This is a genomic window from Arenimonas sp. SCN 70-307, from assembly GCF_001724815.1.
GTDB lineage: Bacteria > Pseudomonadota > Gammaproteobacteria > Xanthomonadales > Xanthomonadaceae > Arenimonas.
The window spans coordinates 43,357-61,841 of sequence record NZ_MEDO01000010.1; the positions used below are offsets into that span (position 1 = coordinate 43,357).

Annotated in this window: 15 protein-coding genes; 6 read left to right on the plus strand and 9 right to left on the minus strand. The window is 71.5% G+C overall.

Annotation, left to right across the window (positions count from 1 at the left end; genetic code table 11):
* Positions 1 to 2: 2 nt before the first annotated feature.
* The 3 genes from ABS41_RS05170 to ABS41_RS05180 are packed head-to-tail and all read right to left on the minus strand — an operon-like array spanning position 3 to position 1,661.
* Complete coding sequence (locus ABS41_RS05170; protein WP_290591577.1) at positions 3 to 545, minus strand: tail fiber protein; 543 nt, start codon at positions 543 to 545, stop codon at positions 3 to 5.
* Positions 546 to 572: 27 nt separating this feature from the next.
* On the minus strand, positions 573 to 1,109 hold the full coding sequence (locus ABS41_RS05175; RefSeq protein WP_290591579.1) for a tail fiber protein: 537 nt from the start codon (positions 1,107 to 1,109) through the stop codon (positions 573 to 575).
* An 18-nt stretch (positions 1,110 to 1,127) separates the two neighbouring features.
* Complete coding sequence (locus ABS41_RS05180) at positions 1,128 to 1,661, minus strand: tail fiber protein (RefSeq protein WP_290591581.1); 534 nt, start codon at positions 1,659 to 1,661, stop codon at positions 1,128 to 1,130.
* Positions 1,662 to 1,921: 260 nt separating this feature from the next.
* Here ABS41_RS05180 and ABS41_RS05185 point away from each other — a divergent pair, with 260 nt between their 5' ends.
* The 4 genes from ABS41_RS05185 to ABS41_RS05200 all read left to right on the plus strand — a co-directional run bounded on the left by ABS41_RS05185 (position 1,922) and on the right by ABS41_RS05200 (position 11,318).
* The gene (locus ABS41_RS05185; protein WP_290591583.1) at positions 1,922 to 8,290 is read left to right on the plus strand and encodes a putative Ig domain-containing protein; all 6,369 of its coding nucleotides are present in this window, start codon (positions 1,922 to 1,924) and stop codon (positions 8,288 to 8,290) included.
* Positions 8,291 to 8,443: 153 nt separating this feature from the next.
* A complete protein-coding gene (locus ABS41_RS05190) occupies positions 8,444 to 10,360 on the plus strand; it encodes an MFS transporter (RefSeq protein ID WP_290591585.1) in 1,917 nt (638 codons plus the stop codon).
* Positions 10,361 to 10,651: 291 nt separating this feature from the next.
* Positions 10,652 to 10,900: a CD225/dispanin family protein gene (locus ABS41_RS05195; RefSeq protein ID WP_290591587.1), complete on the plus strand. Its 249-nt coding sequence runs from the start codon at positions 10,652 to 10,654 to the stop codon at positions 10,898 to 10,900.
* Positions 10,884 to 11,318, plus strand: coding sequence for a DUF2752 domain-containing protein (locus ABS41_RS05200; protein WP_290591589.1), 435 nt, complete (start codon positions 10,884 to 10,886; stop codon positions 11,316 to 11,318). The genes ABS41_RS05195 and ABS41_RS05200 overlap by 17 nt, the downstream gene beginning before the upstream one ends.
* Before the next feature lie 118 nt (positions 11,319 to 11,436).
* Here ABS41_RS05200 and ABS41_RS05205 read toward each other — a convergent pair whose 3' ends face one another.
* From ABS41_RS05205 to ABS41_RS05230, 6 genes are read right to left on the minus strand one after another with little or no spacing between them, the layout of a single operon-like run.
* Entirely contained in the window at positions 11,437 to 11,667 is a 231-nt protein-coding gene (locus ABS41_RS05205) for a hypothetical protein (protein WP_290591591.1), read from the minus strand.
* 12 nt (positions 11,668 to 11,679) lie between these two features.
* Complete coding sequence (locus tag ABS41_RS05210; RefSeq protein ID WP_290591593.1) at positions 11,680 to 12,561, minus strand: hypothetical protein; 882 nt, start codon at positions 12,559 to 12,561, stop codon at positions 11,680 to 11,682.
* 9 nt (positions 12,562 to 12,570) lie between these two features.
* Positions 12,571 to 13,488, minus strand: a complete 918-nt coding sequence (gene nudC, locus ABS41_RS05215; RefSeq protein ID WP_290591595.1) for an NAD(+) diphosphatase — start codon at positions 13,486 to 13,488, stop codon at positions 12,571 to 12,573.
* 10 nt (positions 13,489 to 13,498) lie between these two features.
* Positions 13,499 to 13,858: an iron-sulfur cluster insertion protein ErpA gene (gene erpA, locus ABS41_RS05220; RefSeq protein WP_106991362.1), complete on the minus strand. Its 360-nt coding sequence runs from the start codon at positions 13,856 to 13,858 to the stop codon at positions 13,499 to 13,501.
* A 31-nt stretch (positions 13,859 to 13,889) separates the two neighbouring features.
* On the minus strand, positions 13,890 to 14,345 hold the full coding sequence (locus tag ABS41_RS05225) for a polymer-forming cytoskeletal protein (RefSeq protein WP_290591598.1): 456 nt from the start codon (positions 14,343 to 14,345) through the stop codon (positions 13,890 to 13,892).
* A 2-nt stretch (positions 14,346 to 14,347) separates the two neighbouring features.
* A complete protein-coding gene (locus tag ABS41_RS05230; protein ID WP_343123825.1) occupies positions 14,348 to 15,076 on the minus strand; it encodes a DUF6776 family protein in 729 nt (242 codons plus the stop codon).
* Positions 15,077 to 15,209: 133 nt separating this feature from the next.
* Between ABS41_RS05230 and ABS41_RS05235 the strand changes: the two genes are divergently transcribed.
* Positions 15,210 to 15,809, plus strand: a complete 600-nt coding sequence (locus tag ABS41_RS05235) for a DUF4126 domain-containing protein (protein WP_290591600.1) — start codon at positions 15,210 to 15,212, stop codon at positions 15,807 to 15,809.
* Complete coding sequence (locus tag ABS41_RS05240; protein ID WP_290591602.1) at positions 15,806 to 18,484, plus strand: EAL domain-containing protein; 2,679 nt, start codon at positions 15,806 to 15,808, stop codon at positions 18,482 to 18,484. Before ABS41_RS05235 ends, ABS41_RS05240 begins: the two co-directional genes overlap by 4 nt.
* Position 18,485 lies beyond the last annotated feature (1 nt).

An 18,485-nucleotide genomic window follows, 5' to 3' on the forward strand; every position in this document is an offset into this window, starting at 1 on the left:
GCTCAGGGGAAGGACGGGTAGATGCCCTGCAGCGCGATGCAGAAGTTGATGCCCAGGTAAGGCTGCTGGTTCTGGTGCGGCTGCCCGCCACCCTGCGAGGGCGAGAGCATGTTCGGCGCGAACTGGGTGTTCACCGGCCCGCTCGGGATGAAGTTGGTGACCGACGTATTCGAAGCCACCGACAGCGAACTGTTGGCCGCCGGGCTGTGCGAGCGTTTGCTGGCGTCGTTCTGCGAATACAGCACCATGCCGTGGCTGTGCGCCGGGATCTGGTTGCTGGTCAGCGTCACGGTGTTGACGCCGAATGCCTCGCCCAGCGTGCGCGGCGACAGCCCCGGCCCGTTGCCCTGCTGGCAGCCCGCGCGGCCGGCGAAGTTGGGCAGCTGGAAGGTGGTCTGGCCGTTGCCGCCGTAGATGGTGCCGATGAGCGAGAACAGCGCCGTGTTCTGCGCGATCGACAGCGTCGCGCCATTGCAGTAGGCCCAGCTGCGCGGCGGGAAGTTGAACCCGTAGAGCTGGATTTCGCCGATGAATGGTTCGGTCATTGCTGCGCTCTCCGAAAATGACCTGCCTCAGGCCTGCGAGGGGAAGATGCCGAAAACGGCGATGCAGAACTGGACCGTCAGGGTCGGCATGCAGTTCTCGTGGGGCTGGCTGCCGCCGGCCTGTCCGACCGACTGGGGCGAGAGCGTGAAGGCCCGGCCGCCGCTGGTGTCGGTGACGTACATGGTCTGGCCGCTCACCGCGCCCGGCAGCACCGTATTGCCGGGCGTACCGGTGGTGGCCGCGGCCGTGGTGGCCACCGCCGTGTGCGTGTGCGCGGGCATCTGGGTGGGCAGCACGGTCACCGTCTCGGTGCCGGCGCGCTGGCCGATGACGTAATTGCTCAGGCCCGGGCCCTGGCCCTGGTGGATCGGCACGCGGCCGCGCAGGTCGGGCACGGCGAAGGTGGTCTGGCCGTCGCCGCCGTAGGTGGTGCCGATCAGCGCGAAAAGGGCGTCGTATTCAGAGATCGGGAGCAGGCTGCCGTCGCAGGCCTGCCAGCCGTTCGGGGCACCACGGGTGCCGAAGCCGAACATCCGGATCTCACCGATATAGGGTGTGCTCATGGGTGGGCTCCGGTGCGGTCAGTTGCGCGAGGGGAAGATGCCGCTGAGCGCGATGCAGAAATTGATCACGCTGTAGGGCTGCAGGTTCGGATGCGGCTGGTTGCCGCCGCTGGGCGCGATGGTGTCCGACCGCAGGGGCACCAGGGCGCCGTTGGACGGCCCGAGCAGCGGCGCCACCGCCGTCGAGGCGAAGGTGGCATTGCCCGGGTTGCGGGCCGTGCCGGGCGACGTCGTTGCGTTGGCCGTGTGGGCATGCGCCGGCAGGTTGGTCGAGAGCAGGGTGACGTTCTCGACGCCCGAGGCCTGGCCGATCTGCACCGACGGCGGCTGCCAGCTCGGATCGACCGAGGAGGCGTAGCCGATCGGCGTGCGGCTGCGCAGGTCGGGCAGCGCGAAGTTGGTGGTGCCGTTGCCGCCGTACTGGGTGCCCAGCAGCGAGAACAGGGCCTGGTTCTGGTTGATCGGAAGCAACTGGCCGTTGCACAGCGCCCAGAACTTCGGCGCGAAGTTGAAGCCGGCCATCATGACCTGCCCGATGAAAAACTCGCTCATTGTCCCTTCCCCCTGAAGGCCAGCACGCCGGCTGGCGACCCCCCGTCAGCGGGGAGCCGGCGTCCACTTTGCCGCCCCGGCCGGGCCGGCACAAGGGCCGCGAAGCGGAAGGGGCCATGCTGCACCGAAGCATGACCGGGTTCTCTGGCGCCGCCGCCGGCCTTGGGCTACCGTGGCCGCTCGGGCCCGGTGGTCGCGTTGACCCCGGAGCCTGGCTGGCCAGCACCGCACGGCCGACCATCCACAGGGGAGATACCAAGATGTCCGAGGCACTCACCGCGCCGCGCCGCCGCGTCGACGCCGCACGCCACCGCATCGGCCTGCTGGCCGGCCTGCTGCTGATCGCCGGCCTGTTCTGGTCGTCGCTCGCCGCGGCAGCCCCGTCCACCTATCCGGGCTGCGCCTCGCGCAGCGTCAACGTGGCCTGGGGTGGCTCGGTCTACGTGGATCTCTCCACCTGCCACGACTTCGGCCTCGGCGTGGTGTCAGTCGCGCCGGCCCACGGCAGCACCAGCGAAGTGGGCTCGCCGGTCAACGGCTACACCTACGTGCACAACGGCTCCACCCCGCCCGGCGGCGGTACGGACACCTTCGTGGTGCTCGATGACTTCAGCGACGAGATCACCGTCACGGTGAACATCGCCGCGCCGACCTCGGCCATCATCGTCAGCCCGGCCAACCTGCCGGCCATGACCGCGGGCACGCCCTTCTCGCAGACGCTGACCTCCAGCGGCGGCACCGCACCCTACATCTACACGCTGCAGTCCGGCCCCCTGCCGGTGGGCCTGAGCCTGACCTCGGGCGGCGTGATCAGCGGCACGCCTACCCAGCGCGGCGGCTACGCCTTCACCGTGCGCGCCACCGACAGCACCACGCCGACAGCCCAGTTCGTCGACAAGGCCTACAACGGCACGGTCGCCTCGCCGACGCTTTCGATTTCGCCGGTGTCGGCCACCGCCGTGCAGAACGTGGCCTTCAGCCAGCAGCTGGTCGCCAGCGGCGGCGTCGCGCCGCACACCTACCAGCTCGAGACCGGCAGCTTCCCGGCCGGCATCAGCATCAGTTCCAGCGGCCTGGTCAGCGGCACCACGGCCGCGGCGCCGGGCAACTACCCGGTCAGCCTGCGCGTCACCGACGCCAGCACCGGCCCGGGTGTGTATTTCGAGCTCGAAAACTTCACGCTCACCGTGTCGCCGCCGCCGTCGGTGTCGATCGCGGTCTCGCCGGCCTCGGTCAGCGAGGACGGCGCCACCAACCTCACCTTCACCGTCACCCGCAGCCTCAACCTGAGCTCGCCGACGGTGGTCAACATCACCACCTCGGGCACCGCCACTTCGGGCGTCGACTACACCGGCGGCGTGGCCAACGTCACCATCCCGGCCGGCGCCACCACCGCCACCATCGTCATCGACCCGACGGTGGACGGCACGGTCGAGCTTGACGAGACGGTGACGCTCACCGTCGCCGCCGGCACCGGCTATACCGTCGGCGCGCCCGCCAGCGCCACCGGCACCATCCTCAACGACGACGTGCCGACCGCGACCATCTCGGTCTCCCCGGCGGCCGTGGCCGAGGACGGCGCGCCGAACCTGGTCTACACGGTCACCCTGAACCAGGCCAACCCGGGCGCGGCGACGACGGTGAACTACACCATCGGCGGCACCGCGACCAACGGCACCGACTACGCGACGATTGCCTCGCCGCTGGTCATCCCCGCCGGCAACACGACGGGCACGATCACCGTCAACCCGACCGCCGACGCCACCATCGAGGCCGACGAGACCGTCATCCTGACCCTCGCCGCCGGCGCCGGTTACACCGTGGGCGTGCCCAACAGCGCCACCGGCACCATCCTCAACGACGACCTGCCGAACCTGTCGATCAACGACGTCACCGCCAACGAGGGCAATGCCGGCACCACCAACTTCACCTTCACGGTGAGCCTGAGCGCCCCGGCGGGTCCGGGCGGCGTCACCTTCGACATCGCCACCGCCAACGGCACCGCCACGGCGGGCGTGGACTACGTCGCCAACAGCCTCACCGGCCAGACCATCCCGGCCGGCAGCAGCACCTACACCTTCACCGTGCAGGTCAACGGCGACGCGCTCAACGAGCCCACCGAAACCTTCTTCGTCAATGTCACCAACGTGGTCAACGCGGTGGTGGTGGACGGCCAGGGCGTGGGCACCATCGTCAACGACGATCCGCTGCCGAGCCTGTCGATCAACGACGTGAGCGTGGTCGAGGGCAATGCCGGCACGGTCAACGCGGTGTTCACCGTGAGCCTGAGCGCCGCCAGCGGCCAGACGGTGTCGGTGAACTACGCCACGGCCGACGGTACGGCCACGCAGCCAGCCGACTACACCGCCACCAGCGGCACGCTGACCTTCCCGGCCGGCACCACCACCCAGACCATCTCCGTGCCGGTGATCGGCGAGACCATCCCCGAGGCCAACGAAGTCTTCTTCGTGAACCTCAGCGGTGCGGTCAACGCCACCATCTCCGACAACCAGGGCGTCGGCACCATCACCAACGACGACGTGCCGGTGACGGTGTCGCCGGCCTCGCTGCCGGGCGGCACCGTGGCCGCGGCCTACAGCCAGACCGTCACCGCCAGCGGCGGCGTCGCGCCCTACTCGTTCGCCGTGACGGCGGGCAGCCTGCCTGCCGGCCTGACGCTCAGCCCGGGCGGCGTGCTCTCGGGCACGCCCACCGCGGGCGGCACCTTCAACTTCACCATCACCGCCAACGACTCGAGCCCGTTCCCGGGCCCGTTCAGCGGCAGCCAGGCGTACTCGGTGGTGATCGCGCCGCCGACGATCACCCTGCCGGCCACCGCGCTGGCGGGCGGCACGCTGGGCCAGGCCTACTCGGCCTCGATCACCGCGGCCAGCGGCGGCACGGCGCCCTACAGCTACGCCGTCACCGCCGGCGCGCTGCCGGGCGGCCTCACGCTCAACCCGTCGACGGGCGCCATCACCGGCACGCCGTCGGCGCTGGGCAGCTTCAACTTCAGCATCACCGCCACCGACTCGAGCACCGGCACCGGCCCGTACACCGCGACGCAGTCCTATGCGATCACGGTGATCGACGTCCCGCCGGTGGCCAACAATTCCTCGACCACCGTGGCCTACGGCTCGGGCGCCAACCCGGTCGCGCTGAACATCACCGGCGGCGCGCCGACCTCGCTGGCGATCACCTCGCCGGCGAGCAACGGCACCGCGACCGTCAGCGGCCTGACCATCACCTACCAGCCGAACGCCGGCTACGCGGGCCCGGACAGCTTCGTCTACACCGCCACCAACACCGGCGGCACCTCGGCGCCGGCGACGGTGTCGGTGACGGTGAACGACCCGATCATCACCATCACGCCCAGCGGTGGCTTCGCGGCCGCGGTGGCGTCGCCGTACACCCAGACCTTCACCTTCAACGGCGGCGCGCAGCCGTGGTCGGGCTACCAGGTCACCAACCTGCCGGCGGGCCTGTCGATCACCGGCACCACGGCCAACACGGTGACGATCTCGGGCACGCCGACCCAGGCGGGCACGTTCAACCTCAACGTCTCGGCCACCGACAGCAGCACGGGCAATGGCCCCTACAGCGTCGGCCAGAGCTTCGCGCTGACGGTGGCGGCGCCCACGCTGGCGATGACGCCGGCCCCGGGCACGCTCAACGCGCCCTACGGCGCCGCGTTCTCGCAGTCCTTCAGCGCCAGCGGCGGCATCGGCCCCTACAGCTACGCGCTCACCGGCGCGCTGCCGGCGGGCCTGTCCTTCAGCGGCAACACGCTGTCGGGCACGCCGACGGCGCCGGGCAGCTACCCGGTCACCGTGACGGCCACCGACACCGGCAGCACCGGCACCGGCGCGCCGTTCACCATCGCGCAGAACTACACCATCGACGTGCCGGCGCCGGTCATCGTGGTTGATCCGGCGACCCTGCCCGATCCGGTGGTCTCGACCGCCTACAGCCAGGTGATCACGGCCAGCGGCGGCCTCGCGCCCTACAGCTTCGCGGTCACCGCCGGCGCGCTGCCCAGCGGCATCACGCTGGCCCCGGGCGGCACGCTGTCGGGCACCACGAATGAAGTGGGCACGTTCAACTTCACCGTGACGGCCACCGACAACTTCGGCCAGACCGGCAGCCGCGCCTACACGGTCACCGTGGCGGCGCCGACCCTGACGATGACGCCGGCCCCGGGCACGCTCAGCGCGCCCTACGGTGCGGCGTTCTCGCAGGTGTTCACCGCCGGCGGCGGCTCGGGCAGCTTCAGCTACGCGCTCACCGGCACGCTGCCGGCAGGCATGAGCTTCAGCGGCAACACGCTGTCGGGCACGCCGGTGGCGCCGGGCAGCTACCCGGTCACCGTGACGGCCACCGACACGGTGCTCACCGGTGCCGGCGCGCCGTTCTCGATCGCGCAGAACTACACCATCGACGTGCCGGCCCCGACCATCGTGGTCGACCCGGCCACGCTGGCCAACGGCATCGCGGGCGAGGCCTACGCGGCCACGCTCACCGCCAACGGCGGCATCGGTCCGTACGGCTTCGCGGTCAGCGCCGGCGCCCTGCCGCCGGGCCTGACGCTGTCGACGGGCGGCGCGCTCTCGGGCACGCCCACGGCCAGCGGCAGCTTCAACTTCACCGTGACGGCCACCGATGCCAACGGCCAGCCGGGCAGCCGCGCCTACACCCTGGTGGTGGACGTGCCGGTGCTGACGGTGACCCCGGCCACGCTGCCCTCGGGCATCGTGGGCGAGGCTTACAGCCAGACGCTGGGTGCCACGGGCGGCAACGCGCCCTACACCTTCGCGGTGACCGCGGGCACGCTGCCGGACGGCCTGTCGCTCTCGAGCAGCGGCGCGCTCACCGGCACGCCCTCGGCCGAAGGCAACTTCAGCTTCACCGTCACCGCCACCGACAGCACCACCGGCACGGCGGGCACGGGCAGCCAGGCTTACACGGTGGAAATCGTGTTCGCGCCGCCGGTGGCCGTGAACGACACCGCGGTGGTGCTGGCGGGCCAGTCGGTGACCATCGCGGTCACGGCCAACGATGAAAGCCTCGCGCCGATCACCAGCATCGCCATCGTCTCGCCGCCTTCGGAAGGCACGGCGGTGGTGGCTGGCCTCGACATCACCTACACCGCGCCGACCCTGGCCTCGCCGACCGTGACGTTCACCTACACGGCCAGCGGCCCGGGCGGCACCTCGGCCCCGGCCACGGTGACGGTGACGGTCAACCCGCTGCCGATCCCGGTGGCGCAGTCGGTCAGCACCGGCCCGGCCACGCCGGTGACGGTGGACATCACCGCCGGCGCTACCGGCGGCCCGTTCACCGCCGCCAACGTGGTGGCGATCGCGCCGGCCGGTTCCGGCACGGCCACCATCGCCCCGGGCGGCAGCGGCTTCCTGCTCACCTTCACGCCGGCCGCGGCCTTCGAGGGCGTGGCCACGGTGCAGTTCACCGTCACCAACGCCTTCGCCACCTCGGCGGTGACGACGCTGCAGGTGACGGTGGAGCCGCGTCCGGATCCGTCGCAGGACCCGGAGGTGATCGGCATGGTCGACGGCCAGGCCGAATCGACCCGCCGCTTCGCCCACGCGCAGATCGGCAACTTCCAGCAGCGCCTCGAGCAGCTGCACCGCGGCGGCGGCGGCAACCGCAACAGCCTGTCGTTCGCGGCGGACCCGCGCTGCCTCGAGCCGCTGGTGGGCCGCACCGTGGACGGCTGCGCGGAGGACGAGCGTGACCCGCGCACCGGTGCCTCGGCCAATGCCGGCGAGGGCCAGGACAGCCCGTGGGGCAGCTGGATCGGCGGCGTCATCCGCTCGGGTTCGCTCGACGGCCGCGCCGGCCGCCCGGACCTGGACTTCGAGACCGACGGCATCAGCGCCGGTGTCGACTACCGCGTCAACGAGGACTTCGCCATCGGTGCCGGCTTCGGCTGGGGCCAGGACGAGGTGCAGGTGGGCCGCAACGGCAGCCGCATCCAGGGCGACGCGCGCACGCTGGCGGTGTACGCCAGCTGGCACCCGGGCCAGCGGATGTTCGTGGACGGCGTGGTGGGTACGCAGGACCTGTCCTTCGACCTGCGTCGCTACCTGACCGGCCCCGGCGGCTTCGTCGGTGGCCAGCGCGATGGCGACCAGTGGTTCGCCTCGATCTCGGCCGGCTCGGAAATCGACCGCGGCAACGGCATGCGCCTCTCGCCCTACGTGCGCTACGACGTGGCGCGCGCCGAGCTCGACGCCTACGTCGAAACCGGCCATCCGATCCTGGCCCTGGCCTATGCGCCGATGGACGTGGACACCAGCATCGGCACCCTGGGCCTGCGCATGGATTGGCGCCGCGACACGGCCTGGGGCGCGATCACCCCGCTGCTGCGGCTGGAGTACCAGCAGGACTTCTCGGGCCGCACCACCGCCGAGATGGGTTATGCCGACCTGCCGGGCGGCCCGGTGTACGGCGTCGCGGCCAGCCGCTTCGACCGCAACCGCTTCGTCACCGGCCTGGGCGCGCTGTTCGACACCGACGGCGGCTGGAACTGGCGCCTGGAGTACCGCGGCCAGTTCAGCAGCGACGGCGACGACCACGGCCTGCAGATGAACGTCCAGAAGCAGTTCTGACGCCACCTCCCGCAACACCCCGAAGGGGCCGGGCAACCGGCCCCTTCTTTTTGGGAAACGGGGCCGGGTTCACTTCCGGCGCCGCCGGAAGTGAACCTGACCCCGTTTCTTGGGTAATGTGCTCGGGCCCCGGTCGGGGGTGATGGGAGGCGTATGGCGCACAACCAGTTCGAGTTGTTGGGGCAGCGGCGGTTCCTGCCGTTCTTCCTGGTGCAGTCGCTGGGGGCGTTCAACGACAACGTCTACCGGCAGGCCATCATCGCGCTGCTGTTTTTCCTGGGCGTGTCGGTGCAGGAGCGCACGCTCTACACCAACCTGGCGCCGGCGCTGTTCATCCTTCCCTACTTCCTGTTCTCGGGCATCGCCGGGCAGATCGCCGAGAAGCTCGAGAAGCAGCGGCTCATCCGCATCACCACCGCGATGGAGATCGGCATCATGTCGGTCGCCGCGATTGGCTTCCTTACGTCGAACATGCCGCTGCTGCTGGTGGCGCTGTTTGGCACCGGCCTGCAGTCCACCCTGTTCGGGCCGGTGAAATATTCCATCCTGCCCAGCGTGCTCAAGCCCGAGGAGCTGACCGGCGGCAATGGCCTGGTCGAGATGGGCACCTCGATGTCGATCCTGCTGGGCATGATCGCCGGTGGCCTGATCTTCGTCGTCGCCGGCGAGGCCGGCCCCGAGGCCGCCGCCGCGGCCATCGTGGGGCTGGCGATCACCGGCAACGTGATCAGCCGCTTCGTGCCGCGCGTGGAAGCCTCGGCGCCTGGCCTGAAGATCAACTGGAACCCCTTCCCCGAGTCGCTCAAGGCCCTGCGCCTGGCGCGCAAGCAGCCGGCGGTGCGCAACGCCATCCTCGGCATCTCGTGGTTCTGGTTCGTGGGCACCGTGCTCACCGCCCAGCTGCCGGCCTACGCCGAGCTGTTCCTGGGCGGCGGCAGCACGCTCTACCTGTTCTGCTTCGTGCTGTTCTCGGTGGGCACCGGCGTGGGTTCGCTGCTGTGCGAGAAGCTCAGCCGCCGCACCATCGAGATCGGCCTGGTGCCGCTGGGCGCCATCGGCATGACGGTGTTCTGCGCCGACCTCTACTTCGCCCAGCCCGGGCCCTCGCTGGCCAGCGGCCTGACGGTGCGCGAGTTCGTGGCCGCCGGCCACTGGCGCATCATCGCCGACCTCACCCTGATCGGCCTGTTCGCCGGCCTGTTCATCGTGCCGCTGTTCGCGCTGGTGCAAAGCCGCACGCCGCGCGAGGAGCTTTCGCGGGTGATCGCCGGCGTCAACATCCAGAACGCATTTTTCATCGTGGTGGCGGCGATGCTGGGCGTGCTGCTGCAGCGTGATTCGCTGGCGCTCGGCGGCATCACCGTGCCGCTGCCCGGCCTGTCGATCCCCGAGCTCTTCCTGGCGCTGGCGATCGCCAACGCCGCGGTGTCGATCCTGATCTTCACGATGGTGCCGGAGTTTTTCCTGCGCTTCCTGGCCTGGATCTACGTGTCGCTGTTCTACCGCGTGCGCATCACCGGCGTGGAGGACAACGTGCCCGACGAAGGCCCGGCCCTGCTGGTGTGCAACCACGTGAGCTACATGGACCCGCTGGTGATCAGCGCCGCCGTGCCGCGGCCGATCCGCTTCGTCATGTACTACAAGATCTTCCGCATCCCCGGCATGAACTGGGTGTTCCGCGCCCACCGCGCCATCCCCATCGCCGGCGCGAAGGAAGACCCGGCCGTGCTCGAGGCCGCCTTCGCCGAAGTGCAGGCGGCGCTGCAGGCGGGCGAGCTGGTGTGCATCTTCCCGGAGGGCGCGCTGACCAAGGACGGCGAGATCGCGCCCTTCAAGGGCGGCGTCGAACGCATCCTGGCGGCGAACCCGGTGCCGGTGGTGCCGATGGCGCTGACCGGACTGTGGGACAGCATGTGGAGCAAGCGCGATACGCGCCTGGGCCGCCTGCGCGTGCCGCGCCGGCTGCGCGCCGCCGTGGGCCTGGTGGCCGACCCGCCGGTGCCGGGCGAAACCGCCAGCGCGGCCTCGCTCGAGGCGCGCGTGCGCGAGTTGCGCGGCGAACTGCGCTGACGCGCACGCTTCCCGCGGCATCGCCCCTTCGCCGCATTGACGGCGGCGGCCCCGGGGGCTAGTTTCCCGGGACGCGGCGCCACCAACGGGCCCGCGATCCACGTCCAGGGGAAGTCATGAATTGCACCAACTGTGGTCAGAACAACGCTGACGGCGCGGCCTTCTGCGTCAGCTGCGGCGCCGCGCTCAACGCCGCCCCGCCCTCGCCGCCGCCGGCCGCCGCCGGCCGCCGCCGCGCCTGCGTACAGCGCGCCCGCCTACGCCGCGCCGGCCCAGGTCGCGCAGCCGCCGGTGCCGAACCACCTGGTCTGGGCGATCCTGGCCACGATTTGCTGCTGCCTGCCCACCGGCATCGTCGCGATCATCTTCGCGGCCCAGGTGGACGGCAAGGCCGCGTCCGGCGACTACGACGGCGCCCGCAAGGCCTCCGACAACGCCAAGCTGTGGTCGTGGATCTCGCTGGGCCTGGGCCTGTTCGGTGGCCTGGCCTATGCCGGCCTGGTGATGCTCGGCGCCATCGCCGATGCCGGCAACTACTGAGCCCCTGAAGCACGACGGAGCCGCGCCGCGCTGGCGCGGTCCCGCGATGCTGGCCGCCGGCGCCGCGCTGGTGGCCGTGCTCTGGCACGCCGATCCGAACGCCGAGGGCAGCCTGCTGCCGCCCTGCCCCTTCCAGGCGCTCACCGGCATCTTCTGCCCGGGCTGCGGCGCCACGCGCGCGCTGCACGCGCTGGTGCACGGCGACCTCGCCGGCGCGATGGCGATGAACCCGCTGCTGGTGCTGTCGCTGCCGATCATCGCGCTGATGCTGGCGCGCGTGGCCGGCTGGCTGCCGAACGGCCTGCACGGGCTCGCGCGCAGGCTGTCGGATGCGCGGCCGTGGGCGGTGGTGGTGATCAGCTACGCGGTGGCACGCAACATCCCGCTCGAACCCTTCACCTGGCTCGCGCCGGGCTGAGCGCAGAACCGCTGTAGGAGCGCCTTCAGGCGCGAATCCCGTCTTTGCCGAAGGCAAAGGCAAAAGCGAGAGCAAAAGATTCGCGCCTGAAGGCGCTCCTACAAGGGCGGCGCCGTGTTCAGCTGCGGCGCCAGTCCTTGCTTTCGCGCACCTTGGCGCGCGCTTCGGGCGAGGCGTAGAAACGCGTCAGGCCGCAATCGGCGCAGACGCGCACGGTGAACTTCGCGGCGCTCCAGAACGTGCCCAGGCCCGGCAGGTAGTTGGGCGCGTAACCGCCGCCGGCGCTGATGCCGCCGTGGCTGTAGACGCGCGAACCTTCGCATTCGGGGCAGGTGGATTGCTTGTCCAAGCGGGGACTCCCTTACGTGGCCCAGCCGGCGAGGACGAAGAGCGCGAGCACGCCCAGCCACAGCAGCAGGATGCGCCAGACCAGGCTCATCGCGTCGCGCAGCTCGAGCAGGCCAGGGGCCTGCGGCGGGCCGTCGACCGAGTAGGCGTCTTCTTCGGCCAGTTCGCTGGCCACCGAGGCGCGCGCGGCGGCGCCGAGGAATCCGTGGTCCAGGCGCAGGCCGCCGGCGGCATGCCAGTCGCGCCAGGCGCCGACCACGCGGTCGAAATCGGCCGCCAGCGCCATCGCGAAGGTCATCAGCTGCGCCACCGGCCAGTCGAGCACCGCCAGCGCGGTGCGCGCCACGCCGCGCTGGCCGGCCGGCAGGCTGCGCCGGGCCTCGCCCTGCGCGCACAGCGACACCAGCCGGTAACCCAAGGCGCCCACGGCGCCGGCCACCAGGAACCAGAACAGCACGCCGAACCAGCGCCACAGCGCGCAGCGGAACACGGCTTCCACCAGCGTCGGGCCCTCGCACACCGGCTCGCCGCCGGTCGGGAACAGCGCGCGCGCGGCCTCGCGGCGCGCCTCCGGACCACGGGCTTCGATCACCGCCTCGACGTCGAGGTCGAGGTCGCGCGGACCCCAGGTGTAGAGCAGCGCCAGCAGCGCCAGGAAGAAGGCCGGCAGGCCGTAGAAAAGATCGTCGATGAAGAACTGCACCGTGCCCACCACCAGCAGTGGCAGGCCAACGGCCAGCAGCAGGCCCACCTTGCTGGGCCAGTCGGCGCCGGCCTGGCGGCCGAGCCAGTGCAGCCAGCCGATGAACCAGTCGTAGCGCCGCAGCAGCGGCAGCGAGGGGAATACATGCCCCAGCAGCAGCGAAACCACGACGGCGATGAGGGCGGCGGACATGGCCCGATTCTAGCCCTGTTGGGCCAGCCATTCCTCAATCAGGGTGCGCGAGATGGACAGCCGCGGCGAGAGCGTCACTTCGCCGGCCGCCACCGCCGCCTCGAGCTCGGCCCGGGTGAACCAGCGCGCCTGTTCGAGTTCGTCGCTCACCTTCGGCTCCACGGGTTCGCCCAGGGCGTGGAAACCCACCATCAGCGAACCCGGGAAGGGCCAGGGCTGCGATGCCGAATAGCAGGTGGAAAGCACCGGCACCGAGGCTTCCTCCATCACCTCGCGCACCAGCGCCTGCTCCAGGGATTCGCCCGGTTCGACGAAACCCGCCAGCACCGACCAGCGCCCCGCCGGCCAGCTGGCCTGGCGGCCCAGCAGCAGGCGGCGGCCGTCGCTGACGGCGACGATCACCGCCGGGTCGGTGCGCGGGTAGTGCTCGAGCTGGCAGCCCGGGCAGCGCGCGCTGTAGCCGGCGCGGGCGCGCTGCACGGCCTGCCCGCAGGCACCGCAGTAACGATGGCGATGCTGCCAGTGCAGCAGGGCGCGGGCCTGGGCCAGGGCCGCGGCCGGCAGCGCCGGCCAGGTGGCGGCGGCCTCGCGCAGGCCCAGGCGGCCGTCGAGCGGCGCGGCCAGGGCCTCGTGCGGCAGCACGAACCAGGCGGTGTCGCCGTCCAGGCCCAGCAGGCTGGCTTCGGCCGGACGCGCACTGGAAAGGGAATCGCCGCGCTGGGCCACGTCGCCCGGCATCGCCTCGGCGCCGGTGGCCGGGGCGGTTTCGCGGGGCGGGCGCGGGAAGCGCGCCAGGCCCTCGGCATCGACCACCAGCACGCGGGCGGACGGCCAGAGCGCGTCCAGGCGCGCGGGGTCGTCGCGAAGCAGTTCGGCGCGGTCCAGGCCCGGGCCGCGGAAGGCGAAGCCGGGCGGCACGGCGCTCACGGGCGCGGCCTCAGGCCGAGAAGCTGCTGCCGCAGCCGCAGGTGGTCTTGGCGTTGGGATTGCGGATGACGAACTGGGCGCCCTGCAGGCTTTCCCGGTAGTCCACCTCGGCGCCCATCAGGTACTGCAGGCTCAGCGGATCGACCAGCAGCGTGACGCCGTCGCGCTCGAGGGCCAGGTCGTCCTCGGCCTGCTGCTCGTCGAACTCGAAGCCGTACTGGAAGCCCGAACAACCACCGCCGGTGATGTACACGCGCAGCTTGAGCGAGGGATTGCCCTCTTCGGCGATCAGCGCGGACACCTTTTTGGCGGCCGCGGCGGTGAACTCGAGCGGGGCGTCGAGCTGCTGGTAGCTGGGGTGCATTTCCATCCCGACAATTTGGGGCCTGCCGGCCCCCGGTTCAAGCTTCCTGGGGCTCGGCCTTGGCCTTCACCTTGGCCGGGGCGACCGCGGCCACCGCGGCCGGGCCGGTGAGCTGGGCCAGCGGCGCGTCGGCGTGGATCAGCCGGCCGGTGACCATGGCGCCGGCGGCCATCTCGACCACCTTGTAGTGGATGTTGCCCTGCACCCGGGCATTGGCCGCCAGCTCGACCCGCTCGCTGGCGTGGATGTCGCCGGTCATCTGGCCGCTGACCACCACCACCGGCGCGCGCACCTCGCCCTCGATGCGGCCGTTCTCGGCGATGGTGAGCACCGCCGCCGAACCCTCGTCGGCGATGACCGTGCCGATGATGCTGCCCTCGACGTAGAGCCCGCCCGAGAACCGGATGTCGCCGCGGATCACCGCACGCGGCCCCACCAGGGTTTCCACGGCATTGGCGTGGCGGGAAGTCTTGTGCTTGTCGCTGCCGAACATGGTCATTCTCCTCGCGGTGTGCGGGCCTGCCAGGGAAAGGCCTGCTCCACGGTGCTGCCGTCCGAGCGCAGCTGCACCCGGACGCGTTGGGGGGTAAAGCCCTCGGGCAGCATGATGCTCCCTTCGAGCTGCTGGAAGTAGCGGAAAGAGAACGGCTGGCCTTCGGCGCCCGGTTCCTGGCGCAGGTCGTCCCAGCCCAGGGTGCGCAGCCGCCCGCCGACCACGCCTTCCACCGACACGCGCGCCTCGCCGCGGCTGATGGCGCCGCGGTTGAGGTTCTGGGTCAGGGTGACGGTGTAGCGCCAGGTGCCGGCCGCTTCGGGCGTAAAGACCGCCTCGTGCACGCTCAGGCCGCGGCGCTGGCCGGTGGCGCCCACCAGGCGCTCGTAGAAGGCCACGTCGGCGCGCAGGGCCGAGACCTCCTCGTCGCGCTCGGCCAGGGTGGCCTGCAGTTCGGTGTTGGCGCTGCGGCTGATCTGGTCCGAGCGGCGCAGGGTGGCCACGTTCTGGCGCAGCTGGCGCGAAAGCGCCTCGGCCTGGGCGGCGCGTTTGCCGGTGAGTTCGAGTTCGGCGCGCAGCTTGGCCATGCCCGGCGCGGCCCGTTCACTCGCCACCCACCAGGTGCCTGCAAGGCTCAGCAGCCACAGCACCAGCGCACCGGCCAGCAGCCACCGTACGTGCGGGCGGTGTGGCACGATGACGAAGCGATGGCGTTCGGGGGGGCTGCTCATTCCGGGCGCTGGGGGTGACGTTCGGGAGGCGCGCCGGGGCGCGTAGCCGTCCAACTTAAGCCGGCGCGGTCGGCCAGCGTCAAGGCGCGGCCCCACTATACTGTGAACTGCGTCACGTTCCCGGAGCTTGCCCATGTCCGATGCACACATCTTCGCCCTGGGCCTGGCGCTGGCCTGCCTGGCGGGCGTGCGCGCCTACCTCACGGTTTTCGGCGTGGGCATCGCCGGACTGATGGGCTGGGTGGAGCTGCCCCAGGCCCTGGCCGTCACCACCTCGCCCTGGGTGCTGGGCACCGCCGGCGCGCTGGCGGTGGTGGAGTTCAGCGCCGACAAGATCCCGGGCGTCGATTCGGGCTGGGACCTGCTGCAGACCCTGGCGCGGGTGCCGGCGGGCGCCTTCCTGGCCGCGGCCGCGCTGTCGGACGACGGCCAGCTCTCGACCGGCTGGCTGGTGGCCGGCGGCGGCGCGGCGCTGGGCACGCATGCCCTCAAGGCCGGCACGCGGGCGCTGATCAACGCCTCGCCCGAGCCGCTGTCGAACTGGGCGGCCTCGGCGAGCGAGGACACCGTGGCGCTGGCCGCCCTCGGGCTGGTGTTCGTTTATCCCTGGGTGGCGCTGGCGCTTTTGCTGGGCGTGCTCGGGACGGGTGCACTGCTCGTGTTCTGGCTGGCCCGCTGGGTGTGGCGCCGCACCGGGGGCATAATCGAAGGCCAAACAGGGGCCACCAGATGAATCCGCACGACGAGCTCCGACTCGCCGAACATCGACCTGCTTTCCTTCGCCACCTGCCGCGCCAGGTGGAGAAGATCGGCCGCCGCCTGCACCGCTTCCTGCAGGACGGCTGGGACATCAACGGCCTGGCCCTGCTGCACGAAGACGCCCTGCACCTGGGCGGCGCCTGCCGCCGGCACGGGCTGGACGAGGCCGCCGGCCACTTCGAGCGCCTGCATGCGCTGCTCGACGAAACCCTGCAGCAGCAGACCCTGCCGGAACCGGAAACCGGCCAGCGGCTGTGGCACCTGCTCGAGGACATCGGCCAGGCCGTGCCGCAGCTGGCCGAACCCACGCCCGACCTGGCGCCGGTGCGCGCCGTGCGCCAGAGCGGCCGCGTCGAAACCCCGCCGGCCAACTACTGGCGCCGCTGGGGCCAGGATGCGCCCACCGCCACCGCCACCGCGGTGGCCGAGCCGCCGCCGCCCGCACCGGCCGCGGAACCGGCCAAGCCCAAGCCCGCACCGCCGGCGCCGAAGCCCGCGACACCGGCCCCGGTGCCGGCGCCCGCCGCCAGCGCACCGCGCCCGGCCAGCGCCGCGCCGCCCCAGCCCGCGCCGGCAGCCGCCGACGCCACGCCCGAAGTCATCAAGGGCACGCGCGTCTACCACCTGACCGAACACGGCCCGCTGTCGCTCGAGCTCGACCAGCGCATGGAGGCCGCCGGGTACGAAGTCGAGCTGCTGGAAACGCCGGAGGAAGTGGACGAGCTGCTCGGCGCCCTGCCCGCGCGCCTGGTGCTGGTGGACGCCGGCTTCAGCAACCAGCTCGACGCCCTGGGCGCCACCGTGCGCGCCGCGCGCGAGCGCAGCAGCCAGCCGGTGCAGCTGGTGGCGCTGAGCGCCGCCGACGACATCACCCTGCGCCTGAACGCCCAGCGCGCCGGCGTCGACCTGCTGCTGGTGGAGCCCAACGCCAGCGAAGTGCTGCGGCGCCTGGCGCTGCTGCTCAGCCCCGGCGGCGGCGACCCCTACCGCGTGCTCATCGTCGAGGACGACCGCAACCAGGCGCTGTTCGCCGAAGGCATCCTGCGCAACGCCGGCATGCAGACCGAAGTGGTGCTCGACCCGCTGGACGTGCTCGAGGCCCTGCACCGCGTCAATCCCGACCTGATCCTGATGGACCTGCACATGCCGCATGCCAACGGCATCGAGCTGACCGTGCTGATCCGCGACCAGGACGCCTTCCTGCACACGCCCATCGTCTTCCTCTCGGGCGAAGCCGACACCGACCGCCAGTTCGACGCGCTCCAGGCCGGCGGCGACGACTTCATCTCCAAGCCGGTGCGGCCCAAGCACCTGATCGCCGCGGTGCAGAATCGCGTCAGCCGCCACCGCGCCCTGCAGGCCCGCCAGCAGCAGAAGCGCGGCGGCGGCCGCCACCCGGAAACCGGCCTGCTGCACCGCAGCGAGCTGCGCGAAGAGCTGGCCTCGGCGCTGGCCGCGGCCAACGAGCAAAGCCGCGGCGGCGTGCTGTTCCTGGAAGTGGAGAGCGTGAACCTGCTGCGCGACCGCCTGGGCCTGACCGTGCTCGAGCAGTTGCTGGGCGTGGTCGGCAAGCTGGTGGGCGAACAGGCCGGCCAGCGCCCGGCCACGCGCTTCGGCGATGGCAGCTTCGTGGTGTTCGACGCCGCCGCCGACGAGGCCGGGCTCGAGGCCGTGGCGGCGCAGCTGCGCGCGACGCTGGTGCAACACCCGTTCAACGTGCAGGGCCGGCCGCTGCGCCTGCGCGCCTCGGTGGGCGTGTGCGCGCTGCGCCACCGCTTCACCGACGACGCCGAGATGCTGGACGTGGCCGAGCGCATGGCGCGCGAGGCGCGCACCACCGACAAGGGCGTCAAGCGCTACCAGCCGGCCCAGCCCACCGAGGCGGCGCGCGAGGCCGCGCTGGTGAACGAGATCCGCGAGGCCATCGCCCGCAACAGCCTCGAGCTGCTGTTCCAGCCGGTGGTGGCCGTGGCCGGCGGCGACGAGTCGCAGTTCCAGGTGCTGCTGCGCCTGCGCGACGCGCACGGCAAGCTGCTGCCGGCGGCCGAAGTGGTGCCGCTGGCCGAGCGCGGCGACTTCATCGTCGACATCGACCGCTGGGTGGTGCAGGCCTCGCTGGCGATCCTTCGCGACCGCCGCGCCGAGGGCAAGCCGCTGCGCCTGTTCGTCACCCAGTCGGCGCTGACCCTGGCCGAGCCCACGCAAGCCACCTGGCTCAAGGCCGAGCTGGCCGCGCACGACGTGCCCGGCACCTCGCTGGTGATCGAGCTGCGCATGGAGGACGCCGGCATCCACGCCGGCACCATCCGCCCGTTCTGCGACGCGATGGTGGCCGACGGCATGCAGTTCTGCCTGAGCCAGTTCGAGGCCAGCCCCGACACCGACCGCCTGTTCGACGAGCTGCCGCTGGGTTTCGTCAAGCTGGCGCGCAAGTACACCTCCACCGCGCTTTCGCCGCCGATGCGCGACGAACTCAAGGTGCTCATCGACCGCGCCCACCGCCGCGGCCTGGAGGTGATCGGCCACGGCGTCGAGGACGCGCAGGCCGCGGCCACGCTGTGGATGAGCGGCATCGACTTCATCCAGGGCAACCTGGTGCAGCAGGCCAACCGCGACATCGACTTCGACTTCCAGCAGGCGGTGCTCTGAG

Bases quoted from the DNA above. Each gene is read 5' to 3' on its own strand.
- ABS41_RS05170 (WP_290591577.1), bottom strand. From the start codon at position 545: ATGACCGAACCATTCATCGGCGAAATCCAGCTCTACGGGTTCAACTTC.
- ABS41_RS05175 (WP_290591579.1), bottom strand. From the start codon at position 1,109: ATGAGCACACCCTATATCGGTGAGATCCGGATGTTCGGCTTCGGCACC.
- ABS41_RS05180 (WP_290591581.1), bottom strand. From the start codon at position 1,661: ATGAGCGAGTTTTTCATCGGGCAGGTCATGATGGCCGGCTTCAACTTC.
- ABS41_RS05185 (WP_290591583.1), top strand. From the start codon at position 1,922: ATGTCCGAGGCACTCACCGCGCCGCGCCGCCGCGTCGACGCCGCACGC.
- ABS41_RS05190 (WP_290591585.1), top strand. From the start codon at position 8,444: ATGGCGCACAACCAGTTCGAGTTGTTGGGGCAGCGGCGGTTCCTGCCG.
- ABS41_RS05200 (WP_290591589.1), top strand. From the start codon at position 10,884: ATGCCGGCAACTACTGAGCCCCTGAAGCACGACGGAGCCGCGCCGCGC.
- ABS41_RS05210 (WP_290591593.1), bottom strand. From the start codon at position 12,561: ATGTCCGCCGCCCTCATCGCCGTCGTGGTTTCGCTGCTGCTGGGGCAT.
- erpA (WP_106991362.1), bottom strand. From the start codon at position 13,858: ATGGAAATGCACCCCAGCTACCAGCAGCTCGACGCCCCGCTCGAGTTC.
- ABS41_RS05225 (WP_290591598.1), bottom strand. From the start codon at position 14,345: ATGTTCGGCAGCGACAAGCACAAGACTTCCCGCCACGCCAATGCCGTG.
- ABS41_RS05230 (WP_343123825.1), bottom strand. From the start codon at position 15,076: ATGAGCAGCCCCCCCGAACGCCATCGCTTCGTCATCGTGCCACACCGC.
- ABS41_RS05235 (WP_290591600.1), top strand. From the start codon at position 15,210: ATGTCCGATGCACACATCTTCGCCCTGGGCCTGGCGCTGGCCTGCCTG.
- ABS41_RS05240 (WP_290591602.1), top strand. From the start codon at position 15,806: ATGAATCCGCACGACGAGCTCCGACTCGCCGAACATCGACCTGCTTTC.